Origin of the sequence: Rhodococcus sp. AB351 (assembly GCF_049538275.1) — a bacterium.
Taxonomy (GTDB): Bacteria; Actinomycetota; Actinomycetes; order Mycobacteriales; family Mycobacteriaceae; genus Rhodococcus.
The window spans coordinates 868,240-884,611 of sequence record NZ_JBMVFW010000001.1; the positions used below are offsets into that span (position 1 = coordinate 868,240).

Here is a 16,372-nt window from a genome sequence, read left to right on the forward strand (position 1 = left end):
TGCGGGGCCCGTCTGCTGCTGTCAGGAAAGGGATTCGACGACCAGCGGGCACCGCGTTCCCGTGAAGATGCTGGCCGCGCAGCGATTGCAGTGGATACACAGCGACCGGGTGTCCCTGTCCCGCTGGATCTGCGCGATCAGGTCCGGTTCGCGCAGCAGTGCCCGGGCCATCGCGACGAACTCGAAACCCTCGCGCATCGCGACCTGCATTCCGTCGAGATCGGTGATGCCGCCGAGCAGCACGAGCGGCAGGTCGAGTTCGTCGCGGAACTGACGGGCGTACTCGAGGAAGTACAGCGGCTCGTACGGATAATGCTGGAAGACGAAATTGCCGAACATCTTCATCCCGACTTGCAGGATCGGAATCTGTGTCTCGGCCATCTCCCGCAGCGGTACGTCTCCGCGGAACAGATACATGGGGTTGAGCAGCGACGAACCGCCGGTGAGTTCGAGTGCGTCGAGGTGACCGTCGGATTCGAGCATCTTCGCGAACGGCAGGGATTCGTCGAGCCAGAGTCCGCCGGGCACCCCGTCGGCCATGTTCATCTTGGCCAGCACGGCGATCTCACCGTCCGCCGCCTCCGCAACGGCGGCGACGATACGGCGGGCGAACTCGGCACGGTTCGTCAGGGAGCCGCCCCAACGGTCCTTGCGGCGGTTCACCTTCGGGCTCAGGAACGAACTGGCGAGGTAGTTGTGTCCGAGGTGGACCTCGACCGCGTCGAATCCGACTTCCCGGGCGTAGCGTGTCGCTTCACCGTGCGCGGCGATGATCCGTCGGATGTCGTCCTCGCTCGCCTTCCGGTCGATGCTCATCGACAGGGGATTCGGGCGCGCGGAGGGCGCCAGCGAGGGGAGACCGTTCGATCGCGAGTTGGCCACGGGGCCGGCATGGCCGATCTGGGCGGACACCTTCGCACCGGTGGCGTGCACGGCATCGGTGAGCCGTCGAAGACCGTCGAGGGCCTCCGGACGCCAGTAGATCTGATCCTTCTCGGTGCGTCCTTCGGGTGCCACCGCCAGGTAGGCAACGGTGGTCATCCCGACGCCTCCTTCACCGACCCTGACATGGAAGTCGACGAGACGGTCGCTGACCAGGGCGTTCGGGCTGGCGCCCTCGAAGGTTGCGGACTTGATGATTCTGTTGCGCAGTGTGATCGGTCCGAGGCGCGCAGGCGCCAGCGGATCGACCGTGGGCGCGGTAGCAGATTCGGGGTCGACTGTCGTCATGGTGATCTCCGTATTCTCGGGCTGTGAGAGGACTTCCAGGCGGAGAGTGCTGATTCAGGCGGGACGTGCAGAGGAGCGGGGGACGATGTCCATCCAGCGCAGCATCGCGTCGACGGCGTCGGCAGGATCCCCGTGGGCACCCTCTTCCGCCCACTCCGTCAACGCCGCGAACGCCGCGGCCTGGTATGCGGTCGCCAACGCGCGCGCGATCGCTGCCGGGACTTCGGGGACGCGTCGGCCGATGTAATCGGCCAGTTCGGTGATCCACGGCCGGTACGCCTCCGACGACATCGCGGCGAGTTCGGGTGTGCCCGCGATGAGACGGAGCCAATCGCGTCCGACGCGCTGGATGTGCGGACGGTGCGAGATCGATTCGACGATCGCCGTGCGTACGGCATCGGTCAGTGGAGCGGTCTCGGGTGCGACGGAGAGAGATGCGCGCAGACGTTCGGTCGCGGGGACCACACCGATCCAGGCGATCGCGGACTTGACGGAGAAGTGCCTGATGAGGGTGCGGGCACTGATCCCGGTCGCTTCGGCGAGGTCGTTCCAGCTGGTGTCGGCATATCCCTGTCGGGACCAGAGACGGAAAGCAGCCTCGGCGATCGCTTCGGTATCGATGACCGATGGTCGGCCACGCCTGCGTCCACCCGCCGATTCGGTGGATGCTTTCGGCGGATCGGAGGATTCCTGACGCACATTCCGAGAACACCATTTTTGTCCTACTCTGTCAAATATCTTTCACCGAGAAACGGTGCGTGAGAACGAAGGAGACGACGTGGGCGTCTATGTGGTGACAGGATCTGCATCGGGCATGGGGCGCGCCGTCGCAGAACAACTTCGCGCCGCCGGGCACACCGTCATCGGTGTCGATATCGGAGAGGCGGAGGTTGTCGCGGACCTGTCGACACCGCAGGGCAGGAAGGGCGCCGTCGAGAAGGTGCTCGAGGCCGCCGAGGGCCGGCTGGACGGCGCCGTGCTCGCTGCGGGACTCGGGCCGGCGCCCGGCCCGGAACGCCCCCGGCTCATCGCGGAGGTCAACTACTTCGGGGTCGTCGACCTCCTGATGGGTTGGCGTGCGGCCCTCGAAGCAGCGGGCAACGCCAGGGTGGTTGTGTTCTCGAGCAATTCGACGACCACCACGCCCGCTGTACCGGGTCGGACGGTCAAGGCTTTTCTGCGAGGGGACGCGGACAAGGCGGTGCGATCGGTCCGGCTGTTCGGCAAGGTCGCGCCTGCAATCATCTACGCGGCGTCGAAGATCGCCGTCAGCAGATGGGTTCGCCGCACCGCCGTGCAGCCGGAGTGGGCGGGTGCCGGTATCCGGCTGAACGCTCTGGCGCCGGGAGCGATCATGACACCGCTGCTGGAGAAGCAGTTGTCCACTCCTTCCGAAGCGAAGGCGATCCGCTCGTTCCCCGTACCGGTCGGTGGCTTCGGTGATGCCGGGCAGCTTGCTGCATGGGCGGTCTTCATGCTGTCGGACGCTGCGGATTTCCTGTGCGGCAGCGTGGTGTTCGTCGATGGTGGTTCCGACGCGTACTTCCGTGCCGACGACTGGCCCCGGTCGGTTCCGATTCGCGGGCTTCCGTCCTATCTGCTCCGGTTCCGCAGATCGGGGAAGTAGTCGGAGTGACCTCCCGCACAACGGGAGGGAACGGTCCGCCCGTACGGGCTGCGGCATAGCTTCGGAGTGGTTCGACGAGAAGTCCGAGCACACAGACGAACAGGCAGCAGGAACCGACATGACACAACGACTGACCGGACGTACCGCTCTCGTGACCGGAAGCAGCCGGGGGATCGGCCGGGCGATCGCGCGACGTCTCGCATCCGAAGGTGCCACCGTAGTGGTCACGGCTCGTTCCATGTCCCCGTCCCGATCGCTCCGGGACGGGCAGGAGCACGTACTCGAGGGCACTCTGGACGAGACGGTGCAGCTGATCGAACAGGCAGGTGGTCGCGCAGTGCCGATCGCGGCGGATCTCGAGGACCGCGACCAGCGCGCGGGACTGATCGACGCAGCAGCGGACGCCGTCGGAGGGCTCGACATCCTGGTCAACAATGCGGGATTCGCCGACTACTCGTCGATCGAGAAGATGAGCGAAGAAACGTTCGACAGGTCTCTGGAGCACTACCTGAAGGTTCCCTTCCTCCTCTCGCAGGCCGCCATCCCTCACATGCGCAAGTCCGGTGCGGGGTGGATCGTCAACATCGGCTCGTCCACCGGTATGAGCCCGATCCGCCCGTTCCGCGAGTACAACAAGACCTCCGGTGACGTGATCTATGCGTCGGCGAAAGCTGCTCTGCACCGGTTCACCCAAGGCCTCGCCGCGGAACTCGTCGACGACAACATCGCCGTCAATGCGGTCGGGCCGTCCACGGCGATCATGACCCCGGGCGCTGCCGCACTGCTGCCCGAGGGGTACGAGACGGAACCACCGGAATACCTGGCGCAGACCGTCCTGGAGATGTGCACCTTGCCCGCCGCCGAACGTACCGGTCTGGTGGGCTTCAGTCTGCATTTCCCGTGGTCTCAGGGGATCCCGGTGAAGAGTCTCGACGGCAAGGACGAACTTCCTCGTCGCGAGCCGCCTGCCTGGTGCAATCCCAACATCGCCGACGACGGACTGAGGGCGTGAGCATGCAGACGAGCAGTGCGCGGGAACGGTTCTCCCGGGGCGTGGCCGTGGTGACCGGCGCCGCCGCCGGCATCGGTGAAGGTCTGGCACGGCATCTCTCGTCACTGGGGATGACGGTCGTCGTCTCGGATATCGACGGCGGACGAGCGGCGAAGGTCGTCGACGAGATCGTCGCCGCAGGGGGCAAGGCGGAACCGTATGCCGTCGACGTCGCCGACCCCGACGCCGTCGAGGCGATGGCGAGCGAGGTCTTCGAGCGTCACGGCAGCGTCGAACTCCTGGTGAACAATGCCGGCGTCGAGTCGGCCGGCCTGCTGTGGGAGATCGACCGCGAGCGGTGGCAACGGCTGATGCAGATCAACGTCGACGGTGTCTTCTATTGCCTGCGATCGTTCGTCCCGCGGATGATCGCAGCGGGAACTCCGTCGTGCATCGCCAATCTGTCGTCTGTCGGTGGACTGAATGCCGTTGCGGTGCAATCCCCGTACATCGTGAGCAAGCATGCGGTGCTCGCGATGACGGAGTGTCTGCACCAGGACCTGGCCATCGTCGGTGCACCGATCCAGGTGAGTGCCGTGATCCCGCATTCGATCCGGAGCGAGATCTTCCTGTCGGCGCAGCGTGAGGCACCCACGGACAACCCGACGGCGAACGCGGTGTTCGCGGCCATGCAACGCGACAACGTCGAGAAAGGGCTCGATCCGCTCGTCGCCGCCGAGCACATGGTCGAGCAGATCGCGCGCGGCGAGTTCTGGATCCACTCGGATGACGACCTGTGCATCGCCGCAGTACATCGGCGTGCGCACCAGCTCCTCGATCTCGCGCCGCCGGCCGACCCACAGGCGATGCTCACACGAATGGGTATCACCGCCGGACGCGACCGGTGACAGAGCTTCCGGATTCCCCGACCATCCGCCCCGACTTCCAGGAGAGTTCCATGAACGAGTCGACCGTGGATCCGGGCACCGTCAGCGCCCTCGTCGCGGCCTGGTGGTTCCATTACGACGAATGGAATCCCATCGAACTTCGGGCGCTCATGGCCGACGACATCGCCTTCAGTTGCGCGAGCGACACGGGTGAGACCGACTACGAGGACTTCATCCGCGTCGACGTGCGTGGCGCCGCCAATGTGATGGCGTGGAAGGACGACCACCGGCGCAACAGCCCTTATCCGCTGCGCCACAACGGCACCAATGTGTTCGTCACCGGCGTCGCGGACGGAGAGGTCGAGTTCTCGTCCTACATCTTCGTCACCAAGATCGTCGACGGTAGGCCGTTCAACGTATCGAGTGGCATCGTGCGCGGCAGCATCCGGGCCACCGAAGCGGGACCGGTCTTCAGTGCTGTCCACGTCGTCCTCGATACCCAGGACTCGGTGAGATACGCCGATCACTTCGCAGAGGTGTCCGCGCGAGTTCTCTGATCCGAACGGCCGCCACCGCGATCGGAACCGTCCCGGCCCGTACGAGACGTCGACGAAACGAGAACATATGCCGCTCTCACCGGAAGCCCAGCGGGTGGTCGATGCATCTGCAACACGCATGGCGAAGCCCATGCACGAGACGCCTGTGGAGGATCTGCGTGCCGCTCTCGCTGCACACGCGATTCCGGCAACGACACCCATTCATCATCGACAGGACAGCGTCGTTCCCTCTGCCGGTGGTGGCGTTCCCGTGCGCGTCTACCGGCCGTCCGACGACCCGGGGTTGCCGGTGGTGCAGTGGATGCACAGTGGAGGATTCGCCGTCGGAAATCTCGACCAGAACGAGGAGTACCTGCGGAAGTTGAGCATCGCATCCCGGTCCGTCATCGTCTCCGTGGACTACCGGCTGGCGCCGGAACACCCCTGTCCGGCGGCGCTCGACGATTGTCGGAGTGTTTGGGAATGGATCACCTCTGCGCCCGATGAACTTCGGCCCGTCGACGTGACGCGAGCAGTGATCGCAGGCGAGAGTGCCGGTGGCACTCTGACCTTCGCGTTGGCCCAGCAACTCCACGAGACCGGTCTTCCATGTCCTCTCGCGCAGATCTCCCTGTACGGGACTGCGGTGATGGAAGTGACCAATCCCGAGTACGCCACGGCACTGCTGTCCCCGGAGGATTGTCACTGGTTCCGGGACATGTACGTGCCGGATCCCGCCGACCGGCGTTCTGTGCAGGCATCTCCGGGCCTCGCCGGCGACCTGGTCGGCCTGCCGCCCGCCTTCGTCGCCACCGCCGAAGTGGACCCCACGCGCGACGGCACCGAGGAGTACGCGCGGCGTATGCAGGAATCCGGTGTGCCGGTCGAACTACGGCGGTACGACGGGATGATGCACGGTTTCGCGACCATGACAGCCGTGCTACCTGCTGCGGAGGAGTTGTTCCACGAGATCGTCGCCTACCTCTCCGGCGTCTTCGCCTCGCCGGAATGATCGGACCGTCGGAGACCGATCGTCCGTCCTCGCGTTCTCCCGGTGATCGGGATCACGCATGTTACGACTCCCGGAGCTGCCATACCGTCCGGAAGACAACGATGTGAAGGAGACAGTCGATGGCCAAGACCCCTGTACCGGCCGTGACCACAGCCCGCGACACGACCGTGGACCTGCTCGTGATCGGGTCCGGTACCGGCATGGCCGCCGCGCTCACCGCGCACGAGGCGGGCCTGTCCGCCCTCATCGTGGAGAAATCGGCCTACGTCGGCGGATCGACCGCCCGTTCCGGCGGTGCGTTCTGGGTGCCGGCCAATCCGGTACTCGACGCGGCGGGAAGCGGCGACACCATCGAGCGCGGCCACACCTACGTGCGGACGGTCGTCGACGGCACGGCGCCGGTCGAGCGGGGCGAGGCCTTCGTCGACAACGGTGTCGCCACCGTCGAGATGCTCCAGCGCACCACCCCCATGAAGCTGTTCTGGGCAGAGGGCTACTCCGACTATCACCCCGAACTGGCGGGTGGTTCGGCGGTCGGCCGCAGCTGCGAGTGCCTGCCCCTGGACCTGTCGGTCCTCGGTGAGGAGCGCGGTCGACTGCGTCCCGGCCTCATGGAGGCGAGCCTGCCGATGCCCACCACCGGTGCCGACTACAAGTGGATGAACCTCATGCTGCGCGTGCCGCACAAGGGTTTTCCGCGCATCTTCAAGCGGCTCGCCCAGGGTGTCGCCGGTCTCGCCGTCAAGCGTGAATACGTCGCCGGTGGACAGGCGATCGCCGCCGGACTGTTCGCGGGTGTGCTGAAGGCCGGTGTGCCGGTGTGGACCGAGACGTCGCTGGTGCGTCTGCTCACCGACGGCGACCGTGTCACCGGTGCCGTCGTAGCGCAGAACGGACGTGAGGTGACGGTGACCGCGCGTCGCGGGGTGGTGCTCGCCGCCGGCGGGTTCGACCACGACATGGAGATGCGCCGCAAGTTCCAGTCCGAGCGTCTGCTCGACCACGAGAGCCTCGGGGCGGAGACCAACACCGGCGATGCGATCAAGGCGGCCCAGGAGGTCGGTGCCGATCTCGCCCTCATGGACCAGGCCTGGTGGTTCCCCGCCGTCGCGCCGACCCGCCCGGGCAAGCCGCCGATGGTCATGCTCGCCGAGCGTTCGCTGCCCGGCTCGTTCATCGTCGACCAGACGGGACGCCGGTTCACCAACGAGTCGTCCGACTACATGTCGTTCGGACAGTTGGTGCTCGAACGCGAGCGTGCCGGCGATCCGATCGAGTCGATGTGGATCGTCTTCGACCAGAAGTACCGCAACAGCTACGTCTTCGCGGCCGGGGTGTTCCCGCGCCAGCCGCTCCCGGAGGCCTGGTACAAGGCGGGCATCGCCCACCGCGGCACCACCGCTGCGGAACTCGCGGCGTCGATGGGCGTGCCGGTGGACACCTTCGCCGCGACGTTCGGCAAGTTCAACGAGGACGCGGCGGCGGGAACGGATTCCGAGTTCGGACGTGGCGGCAGTGCCTACGACCGCTACTACGGTGACCCGACCGTCCAGCCGAACCCGAACCTGCGACCCCTCACGCACGGCCCGCTCTACGCGGTGAAGATGACGCTGAGCGATCTCGGCACGTGCGGTGGCGTGCGCGCCGACGAACGGGCGCGGGTCCTCCGCGAGGACGGCAGCCCCATCGCCGGTCTCTACGCCATCGGCAACACCGCGGCCAACGCGTTCGGCCACCGCTATCCCGGTGCCGGCGCCACCATCGGGCAGGGCCTGGTCTTCGGGTACATCGCGGCACGCGACGCAGCATCGTCGGACGCACCGGTCGCCTGAGCGGACGATCCGAGAGGTAGGGAGGGCATGTGACGATCACGAACGGGGACGTCCGTTCCCTCCCTACCGTGCTGTCCCTCTGGGGAGCCGGGCCCCGTCCCGAAGACGGCCCGGTGGACGAAGTGGACGTCGTGTTCTTCGCGCCACCCACCACCGACGCGCTGACCTGCCGGGCCCGCGACAACCGTGACGAGGCGTCCGGCCGGCTCGACCGGACACTCGGATACGTCGATGAGATCGGGCGGGTCGTCGCCGAGGTCTTCGTGTCCGGATCGGCGCGTCCGGGCGGTGAGCACGGTGTGCCCACCCCGTACGCCGACGAACTGCTGCATTCGGTTGTCGAACGGTTCGACCTCGCCGATGTGCGGCGGCTCCGGATGCGCTTCTACGAGCACTCCGCGGGTCCCGGATCACCGACCTGGTCGGTGACCGTGTTGCAGCGTTACCGCACCGATCACGAGAACGTCGAGGACGTCGCGCTCGTCGGCACGGACTCGTCCGGGTCGGTCGTCGCCCGTGCCTGGGTGACCGCGGCCGCTTCGTAGAGCGCCGGCCGGTGCGCCGGGGCACTCAGTACGGGTCGTAGCGGATGTTCTCGACCGGGGTACCGGTCTCGATCAGCCGCTGAGCGGTGGTGCGCACCATGGCCGCCGGGCCGCACACGAGCACCTGGTGGTCGCCGAACGCACCGTAGGACGTGACGACCTCGTCGACGCTGCCCTCGAGCAGTTCGTCGGGGTCGGGTCCGAACTCGTCGATGCGCGGGGCGATGCGATCGAACCAGGGGTCGGGGATGTCGGGGATCTCGAGGGTCTCCACGACCGGCACCACCGTCAGCCACGGCAGCGCCTCCGACAGGAGCATGAGCATGTCGGCGGCGTACAGGTCGCGCGGGTTGCGGGCGCCCGTGAACAGGAAGGTGCGGGGCGGATCCGGGCGACGCGCCGTGTCGAGGATCAACGACCGCAGCGGCGCGAGGCCCGTGCCGCCGGCCACCATGATGACGATGCGGCCGGTGTCGTCGATGTGGAGGTCGCCGCCGCGGGCGGCGCCGATCTGCCACATGTCGCCCGGTTGGGTGTCGGCGACGATCGCGCCGCTCACCCAGCCACCCGGGACCGTGCGCACGTGGAACTCGAGCTTGCCGTCCAGCGACGGTGGCAGCGCGGGGGAGAGGCGACGCGGCAGCGTGGGACGTTGCGGCACGGCCACGTCGACGTACTGCCCGGGGCGGAAATCGACGATCGCGTCGTCGCATTCGAGACGCACGACGACGAGGTCGTGCCGGAGCCGATGATGTTCGACGACGGTTGCGGTGACTGCCGTTTCGGTCTCGCTCGGTGACGGCGTGGCCGACTGCATGCGTGATCCCCCGGTGGTGTGCTGTGACGTGCCCAAGACTCTAGGCGAGAAATCGGCGAAAAGGCAGAGTGGAACGTGTTTCAGTTTTCGGCATCGAGAGGTTATCGTGACGAACGGCAGGTGATGGTCACCACAGCGGAGAACGCCGACCGGTGACGTCACACAACGGACCGTCACAGCACACCGGAAGGACGACCATGCCCGAGGAGTACGCCGACCTCTACCGCCCCGCATTCACGCCCGATCTCCTCATCACCGCGCTCGACCGCAGCGCCGACCGGCCCGCCCTGCACCTCGGTGACGTCGTCCTCACCGGAGCCGAGATGCGCGCTGCCATCAGCCGGTTCCAGCAGGCACTCGCGTCCGTCGGGGTCGGGCAGGGATCGGCGGTGGCGATGCTGTCCAAGAACCGGCCCGAGGTGCTCATCTCGATGGGCGCCACGATGGTCGCCGGCTGCCGCAACACGGCCCTGAACCCCATGGGCTCGCTCTCCGACCACCAGTACATCTCGACCGACGCCGAGATCGAGACCCTGATCTTCGATCCCCGCCACTTCGAGGAACGCGCCGCGGAGCTGCGCGAGCAGGTGCCGACCCTGAAGAACCTGTTCTCCCTCGGCCCGTCCTCGGTGGGCACCGACATCCTCGCCCTGTCCGAGGAGTTCACCGAGCAGCGCCTCGTGTCCGCGCCTGTCGACATCGAGGACACCTCGTCCATCGTCTACACCGGCGGCACCACCGGGAAGCCGAAGGGCGTGATGGGCTCGTTCCGTTCGGGCGCGGCCCTGAATCAGATCCAGATGGCCGAGTGGCAGTGGCCCGAGCAGCCGCGCTTCCTCGTGTGCACCCCGCTCTCGCACGCGGGTGCGGCGTTCTTCGTCCCCACGCTCCTGCGCGGCGGATGCCTCTACGTGCTGCCGCACTTCGATCCTGCGCTCGTGCTCGAAGCGATCGAGAAGCATCGCATCAACGCGACCATGCTCGTGCCGACGATGATCTACATGCTGCTCGACCATCCCGATTTCGACAGCCGCGACCTGTCGAGCCTCGAGACCCTGTTCTACGGTGCGTCGGCGATGTCGCCGTCCCGCCTGCGCGAAGGGATCGAGCGGCTCGGCCCGGTCTTCTTCCAGTTCTACGGCCAGTCCGAATGCGGCATGACCATCTCGGTGCTGCGCAAGGAAGAACACCTCCCCGACGATCCGAGCCGCCTCGCGTCGTGTGGTCGCCCCGTGCCGTGGCTCGACGTCCGTCTGCTCGACGACGACCTGAACGAGGTGCCGCAGGGCGAACTCGGCGAGATCTGTGTGCGCGGCCCGCTGGTGATGAAGGGCTATCTGAACAAGCCGGAGGAGACCGCCGAGGCGCTGCGCGGCGGATGGCTGCACACGGGTGACGTCGCGCGCGCCGACAAGAACGGCTTCATGACGATCGTCGACCGCAAGAAGGACATGATCGTCACCGGAGGCTTCAACGTCTTCCCCCGCGAGATCGAGGACGTCATCTCGTCGCACCCGGCGGTCGCGTCGGTGGCCGTCGTCGGTGTGCCGGATACCAAGTGGGGCGAGGCCGTCAAGGCGTGTGTCGTGCTGCGCGACGGTCAGTCGGTGCCGGCCGAGGAACTGATCGAGAAGGTGCGTGCCGCAAAGGGTTCGGTGCACGCGCCCAAGTCGGTCGACTTCCTCGACGCGCTGCCGCTGACGCCGCTGGGCAAGCTCGACAAGAAGACGCTGCGGGCGTCCTATCGCTGACCCCGTTCGCGTGGCAGTCGGTCCCGGCAACCGGTCGTGGTTGCCGGGGCCGGCTGTTTGTCACCAGGACTCGTGGATTCGGAATGCCGCTGTCCTGCCTCACCACTGGTGCGCGACGTCCAGCACCACCCGCGAACCGCTACCGGGACCGTCGAGGGTGAACACCCGGAACGGCAGCCGGGCCCGTACCCCGACACCGAGGGTGGTCTGGCCTTCGAAACTGTTGGCCCACGCCACCTGTCGCAGGGTGCGGTATCCGCTCACGTCGACGACCTCGCGCCGGTTCGCCGGTACGTAGTAGGCGGGCGCGAGGACGACCACCTGGAGGTAGGCGCCTCCGCGCAGCGGAACCTCGAACCCGGATCCGTCCTCGTGGACGGCGGGGACGTAGCCGACGCGGTACCCCGCGGCCGGTCCGGCGAGATCGACGACGATCCGGTCGAAGCACTCGTGCCGTCCCGCTCGCACGGCGGTGAACGGTGAGGCGACCATCGTCGGGTTCACCTTGTCCAGCGAACCCCAGTGGATGCCGCAAGAGGGCGTTGCGGCCGACGCGGTCGGGCCCGTCAGCCCGATCCCCGCGATGACGACGATCATCGCGAGCCACACGTGAATCCTGCTCATGTCCGTTCCTCTGTGTGTGGCTGATGATGGATCATCGCAAGAAGTGTGATCTGCGTTACATATGAGGGTCGGGACGCTCCTCGACGAGATCCTCGAAGGTCGTCTCCTTCAGCGACTCGAGGACCGGGGCGACCAGACGGTCGAGCATCGACGAGAACACTTCTGTACCGGCGAGTTCCCGCACCCCCAGCTCACCCGACGTCACCTGCTCGACGAGCTTCGCGAAGGCCGGGTCGCCCGTGGCGTCGGCGATCGACCGCAATGACGTGACGATCTCGCGGGACAGGGTGGCATCGCCGCGCGCGACGTCGACGACGATCTCGGGTTCGTCCATGTCTTCTCGATTCCTGTGCGGCACCGTGGTGCTTAGACTGCGGGGAGGGTGGGGATCTCGATGTTCTCGATCTGTGTGAGGTGACCGACGAGCAATCCCATGGATCCCTGGACGGTCGTCCATACGGCGGTGTGGATGCTCATCGCTCGGCTCCACGAATCGGCGATGAGCTTGAGTTCCCGCAGTGAGGTGCCCGCCACCACCACGGAGGCGATGGCGCCGACCCCGGTCGCGCCGACGACACCCGCCGCGGCCCACTTGACGAGGGCGATGATTGCGGCATCCGTTATGACGGAGAGAATTTCGGCGAAGGCCTGGTTCAGTTCGTACATGGCCAGGGCTACCTGTTCGAGTTGCCTACCGATGCCGTGGACGGCCTGCGCCTGCTCGTCGAGAACGGCCGCGAGATCGGTGAGGTACAACCCTGCGGCGTGTGCGGCCGACCCACTCCAGGGGGCGACCGTGCCGTGGACCTCCTCGACGGCGGTCGCGTACTCGCGGTGGAAGGTGGCGAGTCTGTCGACAGCATCGCTCGCGCGCAGCACTGTCGCCCAATCCCCGGCGTAGTACTGGGCAGCCCATGCCCACGGATCGGTACCCACCACGAACTTGCACAGTTCGGCGACGTAGAAGCTCGGGGAGAGGTAGTACAAGCCGAGGGTGCGTTCGAGCAGGTCCGGTATGGGATCGGAGGCGGTGGGTTCGACAAGCGCTTCATCGGGACGGGCGCTCACCAGCCGACGTCCGGGTTCGTGCGCTCGAACTGTGTCGAAGTGGCGACTTCGGTGTCCTCGTACGTCCGTGCGGATTCGGTCATCGCCGTCGCAGCCCGGTCGGTGGCCACGCCCAGTTCCCCGTAGAGCGAGGTCAGCCGGGAGCGGACGGTATGCACACGCTCGGCGACGTCGAGGAAGACGAACCCCCCGATCTCGGGTGCCGTCAGCCATCGGTCTACGTAGCGGCGCGCGCTGTCGGCCTGATCGGCCAGATCCTGCAGATCGCGTGCCGCTGTGCGCAGATCGTCGGGATCCACGTGTAGATACGGTTGTGTCAAGACATCCCCCCTGTCGTGATCGGACGAGAGTGTAGGGCATGGCGACGCGCCTCCAGACGGCCCGCTACAGTGCTCGGCGTGAAACATGGGGGGATCACGAAATCGGACCGTGCACATGTGCGTTTCGAGTTGAAGTGCCGCGACGACGTGAAGTCGGCGCCGGATGGAGCATCGAACCCCCTGCTGACCGTGAAGGATCCACTTCCGCCCTTGTGTCCCGTGCACGGTGTGCCGGAGATCGAACGAGTGAGGACATGGGTCACCACGAGCCGGAAGGTTCGGCACACCCGTGGTCAAATTCGGATCCTCGGCACCGAGGCCGGAGCTCAGGCGAGCACCTGGCGCGCCCGCGCACAGCACGTACCGCGCCACATCTCGTTCGACGTGCCGATGTGTGCGCACTGTGTGCGGGTGGATCGGGTGGCGCGATGGGCGATCAAGTTGTTCCTGTTTGCCGGGTTGTTCTGTCTGCTCGCCGTGGTGAATATGGCGATCATCGGGTTGGGGCGTGAACATCCCGGCGTGGCGACACTGCTGGTGTTCGGTGCCATTCTCGTTCCGACCCCGGCGATCTTCGTCAGACAGATGCGTCAGGGCTGGTGGGGTTTCGAGGCTCCGATCGACGGGTCGGCCCTCGTTGTCGCGTACGCCCACCCGAATTTCGTGGCCGAGACGGAGAGGCGACGCGGCCGATAGATCCTCGGCTTTCACCGGGGAGTGCGGCCTGACATACTCCCTCGCATGGTGAACGGGGACGCCCAGCGGGTCGAGGTGCGGTTGGCAGTCGAGTATCCGGGCTCGGGAGCGACGAGCACGCTCGGAGACGGTTCGATGCGACCGATCGATCCCATCCCCCCGATCTGCCCGCGCCACGGAGAGCCCGAGACCGGACGTGTCCGGGTGACGGTCGCGGCCGACGCGTCGGAGCCCCGCCAGGGATCGAACCGGTTCGGTTCGGCGCTCGAGGCCGCCTACACGGTGCAGGTCGCCGCGGTGGACTGGCCTGTGTGCGCTCGCTGCGTCGCCGTCCGCACGCGGTGGCAGATCGCCGCCGCCGCGACCTGCACGGTCCTCGGCGTCATCTTCCTCGCGCTGGTGTTCGCGCTCGTGCAGGGCGCTCCCAAGATCTACGGTCTCGCGCTGCTCAGTGTCTTCGGTCTGTCGTTCCTCCCGATCTACGTCGCCCTGCGGGTGCTCGAACCGAAGCGGGCGTCGCTGGGAATGTCCGTGGCCGAGGACGGTTCGGAACTCGTCATCTCGCAGGCGCATCCGGAGTTCGCGCGGGCGGTCGCGGCGCAGCGGATGTAGCCACCGTTTCCCTTCTCCTGCGGCGTTGACTTCCCGACCGGCCGGTTCATACTCGAACCGGGGGTCGATCGTCTCGTTTCACAGGCAGGAGAGTGCCGTGAAGATCGAACATTCCACTCCGGCGTCCACCTCGGAACTCGGTTCGGAGGAGAAGAGGGCTCTCGCCGTGCGGTCCATGATGATCATGGTCGACGGTGACCGCAGCGTCTTCGAGGAGGTGGTGTCCGCCGATGCGGTCAACCACGAGGCGAAGGACGAACCGCCGGCCGCGAGAGCGCCGGGGCCCGAGGGTTTCTTCGCGACTGCACTGTGGTTGCGCGAGGCCTTCGCGGACCTGAGGTTCGAGGTGAGGCACGTCGTGGAGGAGGACGGTCTCGTCGTCGTCGACTCCGTCATGTCGGCCCGGCACGAAGGTCCGTTCGTGACCTACGACGAGTACGGGCGCGTCGATCAGGTGTTCGCGCCCACGGGGAAGCGGTTCTCGGTGCGGCAGACCCATTGGCTGCGGGTGGCCGACGGCAAGGTGGTCGAGCACTGGGCCGTACGCGACGATCTCGGAATGGCGAAGCAGGCCGGATGGGTGCCACCGAACCCCATCTCGCTGACGCGGAACGTTCTCGCAGCACGGAAGCTGCGCAAGCAGATCAGAGCGGGTCGAAGCTGATGTTCTGACGCGGCGTTCCCGCTGCCGACAGCGCGTACAGCGTCGTGCGGATCATCGACGGCGACCCGGCGATCTGGATCTGACGGTCGGCCCACGGGCCGAACTGCCCGGCGACCTTACCGAGCTTGCCGTACATCGGCCGGTTGAGGCCGGTGGGCGGTTCCTTCACGGGAACCGGGTGCCACCAAGGGTTCTCCTTCTCCTCGAGCACCGGCACGATGGTCAGCCATGGGTTGGTCGTGGCGATCTGCCACAGCGTCTCGAGGTCGTACAGATCGCACGGATACTTGCCGCCGTAGAACAGGTGGACGCGCGGGTTGTCGCCGCGCATCGCCATCTCCATGATCTGGGCGCGCATCGGCGCGAGGCCGGTGCCGGACGCGATCATCAGCACGTCCTGGCCGCTCTCACGGTCGACGTGCAGGCCGCCGAGCGGTGGGCCGATCGTCCATCGGTCACCGACGGCGGTCTCGCCGACGAGCGCGGGGCTCACCCATCCGGTGGAGACCCGGCGGACATGGAATTCGATCTGCCCGTACGGATTCGGGGGAATCGCAGCGGACAGGTACCGCCACATGTGCGGGCGCTGCGGGATCTGCACGCTCATGTACTGGCCCGCGTAGTAGGGGATCGGGCTGTCGGCCTCGAGCCGGATGATCGCCAGATCGGGGAGCACGCGTTCGTGGCCGACGACGGTGGCGCCCCACGAGGCGGGCAGGTCGTCGGTGGCCGCGGCGGTCGCCATCGTCTCGACGACCCCGTCGACGACCTCGGCCCATGTGCGTTCGAGCGCGGCCGTCCACAGGATCAGGGGAGTGCATTCGCGGACCGCGGCGAGCAGTGCGTTGCCCGCGACGCGGTAGTGCAGCGGCTCGACCCCGTACTTCCGGTGGTCGCGCGCGAGCTGGGCGAGGAACCTGTCGACGGTGCCCGGCTCGTGGAGGCGGGCGACGACCCAGCCGACCGCGGTCGCGAAACGCTGCCGCATCGACTCCATGCCGGCGGGGAACAGTGAGCGGATGCCGGTGGACTCGCTCCACATGGCGGTGTAGAACGCCGTCGCGAACCGTTCGGCTCCGGTGGGGGTGGCGATGATCGACGCGAAGCTGAGCTGAACCCGGGCGATGGCGAAAGCCTCCACGCCATCCTCCCTGTATCCG

19 protein-coding genes are annotated in these 16,372 nt (G+C 66.9%); 11 read left to right on the forward strand and 8 right to left on the reverse strand.

The features are described 5' to 3' along the window. Nucleotides 1-21 precede the first annotated feature (21 nt). Both ACPCXD_RS03910 and ACPCXD_RS03915 read right to left on the reverse strand, forming a co-directional pair. Entirely contained in the window at nucleotides 22-1,230 is a 1,209-nt protein-coding gene (locus ACPCXD_RS03910) for an NADH:flavin oxidoreductase (protein WP_016692883.1), read from the reverse strand. A gap of 54 nt (nucleotides 1,231-1,284) precedes the next feature. Next, the gene (locus ACPCXD_RS03915) at nucleotides 1,285-1,929 is read right to left on the reverse strand and encodes a TetR/AcrR family transcriptional regulator (RefSeq protein WP_088898887.1); all 645 of its coding nucleotides are present in this window, start codon (nucleotides 1,927-1,929) and stop codon (nucleotides 1,285-1,287) included. Nucleotides 1,930-2,008: 79 nt separating this feature from the next. On the opposite strand from ACPCXD_RS03915, the gene ACPCXD_RS03920 reads away from it, so the two are divergent. The 7 genes from ACPCXD_RS03920 to ACPCXD_RS03950 all read left to right on the forward strand — a co-directional run bounded on the left by ACPCXD_RS03920 (nucleotide 2,009) and on the right by ACPCXD_RS03950 (nucleotide 8,660). After that, complete coding sequence (locus ACPCXD_RS03920) at nucleotides 2,009-2,857, forward strand: SDR family oxidoreductase (RefSeq protein WP_088898906.1); 849 nt, start codon at nucleotides 2,009-2,011, stop codon at nucleotides 2,855-2,857. A 118-nt stretch (nucleotides 2,858-2,975) separates the two neighbouring features. After that, a complete protein-coding gene (locus ACPCXD_RS03925; protein ID WP_423658508.1) occupies nucleotides 2,976-3,869 on the forward strand; it encodes an SDR family NAD(P)-dependent oxidoreductase in 894 nt (297 codons plus the stop codon). 2 nt (nucleotides 3,870-3,871) lie between these two features. Next, nucleotides 3,872-4,756: an SDR family NAD(P)-dependent oxidoreductase gene (locus tag ACPCXD_RS03930; protein WP_088898888.1), complete on the forward strand. Its 885-nt coding sequence runs from the start codon at nucleotides 3,872-3,874 to the stop codon at nucleotides 4,754-4,756. 50 nt (nucleotides 4,757-4,806) lie between these two features. Further along, nucleotides 4,807-5,292, forward strand: coding sequence for a hypothetical protein (locus ACPCXD_RS03935; RefSeq protein WP_225623617.1), 486 nt, complete (start codon nucleotides 4,807-4,809; stop codon nucleotides 5,290-5,292). Between the two features lie 67 nt (nucleotides 5,293-5,359). After that, nucleotides 5,360-6,283, forward strand: coding sequence for an alpha/beta hydrolase (locus tag ACPCXD_RS03940; RefSeq protein ID WP_423658510.1), 924 nt, complete (start codon nucleotides 5,360-5,362; stop codon nucleotides 6,281-6,283). A gap of 119 nt (nucleotides 6,284-6,402) precedes the next feature. After that, nucleotides 6,403-8,115, forward strand: coding sequence for a 3-ketosteroid-delta-1-dehydrogenase (locus ACPCXD_RS03945; RefSeq protein ID WP_059384655.1), 1,713 nt, complete (start codon nucleotides 6,403-6,405; stop codon nucleotides 8,113-8,115). Between the two features lie 29 nt (nucleotides 8,116-8,144). After that, nucleotides 8,145-8,660 carry a hypothetical protein gene (locus ACPCXD_RS03950; RefSeq protein WP_059384654.1) on the forward strand — a complete coding sequence of 172 codons (516 nt, stop codon included), beginning with the start codon at nucleotides 8,145-8,147 and terminating at the stop codon, nucleotides 8,658-8,660. A gap of 25 nt (nucleotides 8,661-8,685) precedes the next feature. Here ACPCXD_RS03950 and ACPCXD_RS03955 read toward each other — a convergent pair whose 3' ends face one another. Further along, nucleotides 8,686-9,477 (reverse strand): FAD-binding oxidoreductase, encoded by a 792-nt coding sequence (locus tag ACPCXD_RS03955; protein WP_423658513.1) that lies wholly within the window; start codon nucleotides 9,475-9,477, stop codon nucleotides 8,686-8,688. A gap of 197 nt (nucleotides 9,478-9,674) precedes the next feature. Here ACPCXD_RS03955 and ACPCXD_RS03960 point away from each other — a divergent pair, with 197 nt between their 5' ends. Continuing rightward, the gene (locus ACPCXD_RS03960) at nucleotides 9,675-11,228 is read left to right on the forward strand and encodes an AMP-binding protein (protein WP_059384652.1); all 1,554 of its coding nucleotides are present in this window, start codon (nucleotides 9,675-9,677) and stop codon (nucleotides 11,226-11,228) included. A gap of 99 nt (nucleotides 11,229-11,327) precedes the next feature. Here ACPCXD_RS03960 and ACPCXD_RS03965 read toward each other — a convergent pair whose 3' ends face one another. Genes ACPCXD_RS03965 through ACPCXD_RS03980 form a run of 4 tightly spaced genes read right to left on the reverse strand, consistent with a single transcriptional unit; the run spans nucleotide 11,328 to nucleotide 13,219 of the window. Beyond that, complete coding sequence (locus tag ACPCXD_RS03965) at nucleotides 11,328-11,852, reverse strand: AMIN-like domain-containing (lipo)protein (protein WP_423658515.1); 525 nt, start codon at nucleotides 11,850-11,852, stop codon at nucleotides 11,328-11,330. Nucleotides 11,853-11,907: 55 nt separating this feature from the next. Next, the gene (locus ACPCXD_RS03970) at nucleotides 11,908-12,186 is read right to left on the reverse strand and encodes a hypothetical protein (protein WP_059384651.1); all 279 of its coding nucleotides are present in this window, start codon (nucleotides 12,184-12,186) and stop codon (nucleotides 11,908-11,910) included. Nucleotides 12,187-12,218: 32 nt separating this feature from the next. Beyond that, a complete protein-coding gene (locus ACPCXD_RS03975; protein ID WP_006553011.1) occupies nucleotides 12,219-12,920 on the reverse strand; it encodes a hypothetical protein in 702 nt (233 codons plus the stop codon). Continuing rightward, complete coding sequence (locus tag ACPCXD_RS03980; RefSeq protein ID WP_006553010.1) at nucleotides 12,917-13,219, reverse strand: hypothetical protein; 303 nt, start codon at nucleotides 13,217-13,219, stop codon at nucleotides 12,917-12,919. The genes ACPCXD_RS03975 and ACPCXD_RS03980 overlap by 4 nt, the downstream gene beginning before the upstream one ends. A gap of 267 nt (nucleotides 13,220-13,486) precedes the next feature. Between ACPCXD_RS03980 and ACPCXD_RS03985 the strand changes: the two genes are divergently transcribed. From ACPCXD_RS03985 to ACPCXD_RS03995, 3 genes are all read left to right on the forward strand, one after another. Continuing rightward, nucleotides 13,487-13,936 (forward strand): hypothetical protein, encoded by a 450-nt coding sequence (locus ACPCXD_RS03985; RefSeq protein WP_230823317.1) that lies wholly within the window; start codon nucleotides 13,487-13,489, stop codon nucleotides 13,934-13,936. Nucleotides 13,937-13,981: 45 nt separating this feature from the next. After that, nucleotides 13,982-14,548: a hypothetical protein gene (locus ACPCXD_RS03990; protein ID WP_006553007.1), complete on the forward strand. Its 567-nt coding sequence runs from the start codon at nucleotides 13,982-13,984 to the stop codon at nucleotides 14,546-14,548. 97 nt (nucleotides 14,549-14,645) lie between these two features. Continuing rightward, on the forward strand, nucleotides 14,646-15,212 hold the full coding sequence (locus tag ACPCXD_RS03995; protein WP_039585569.1) for an ester cyclase: 567 nt from the start codon (nucleotides 14,646-14,648) through the stop codon (nucleotides 15,210-15,212). Here the strand turns inward: ACPCXD_RS03995 and ACPCXD_RS04000 are convergent. Continuing rightward, complete coding sequence (locus tag ACPCXD_RS04000; protein ID WP_088898907.1) at nucleotides 15,193-16,353, reverse strand: FAD-binding oxidoreductase; 1,161 nt, start codon at nucleotides 16,351-16,353, stop codon at nucleotides 15,193-15,195. The two genes, ACPCXD_RS03995 and ACPCXD_RS04000, sit on opposite strands and share 20 nt — an antisense overlap. Nucleotides 16,354-16,372 lie beyond the last annotated feature (19 nt).

Bases quoted from the DNA above. Each gene is read 5' to 3' on its own strand.
- ACPCXD_RS03910 (WP_016692883.1), bottom strand. From the start codon at position 1,230: ATGACGACAGTCGACCCCGAATCTGCTACCGCGCCCACGGTCGATCCG.
- ACPCXD_RS03925 (WP_423658508.1), top strand. From the start codon at position 2,976: ATGACACAACGACTGACCGGACGTACCGCTCTCGTGACCGGAAGCAGC.
- ACPCXD_RS03930 (WP_088898888.1), top strand. From the start codon at position 3,872: ATGCAGACGAGCAGTGCGCGGGAACGGTTCTCCCGGGGCGTGGCCGTG.
- ACPCXD_RS03935 (WP_225623617.1), top strand. From the start codon at position 4,807: ATGAACGAGTCGACCGTGGATCCGGGCACCGTCAGCGCCCTCGTCGCG.
- ACPCXD_RS03940 (WP_423658510.1), top strand. From the start codon at position 5,360: ATGCCGCTCTCACCGGAAGCCCAGCGGGTGGTCGATGCATCTGCAACA.
- ACPCXD_RS03945 (WP_059384655.1), top strand. From the start codon at position 6,403: ATGGCCAAGACCCCTGTACCGGCCGTGACCACAGCCCGCGACACGACC.
- ACPCXD_RS03955 (WP_423658513.1), bottom strand. From the start codon at position 9,477: ATGCAGTCGGCCACGCCGTCACCGAGCGAGACCGAAACGGCAGTCACC.
- ACPCXD_RS03960 (WP_059384652.1), top strand. From the start codon at position 9,675: ATGCCCGAGGAGTACGCCGACCTCTACCGCCCCGCATTCACGCCCGAT.
- ACPCXD_RS03965 (WP_423658515.1), bottom strand. From the start codon at position 11,852: ATGAGCAGGATTCACGTGTGGCTCGCGATGATCGTCGTCATCGCGGGG.
- ACPCXD_RS03970 (WP_059384651.1), bottom strand. From the start codon at position 12,186: ATGGACGAACCCGAGATCGTCGTCGACGTCGCGCGCGGCGATGCCACC.
- ACPCXD_RS03990 (WP_006553007.1), top strand. From the start codon at position 13,982: ATGGTGAACGGGGACGCCCAGCGGGTCGAGGTGCGGTTGGCAGTCGAG.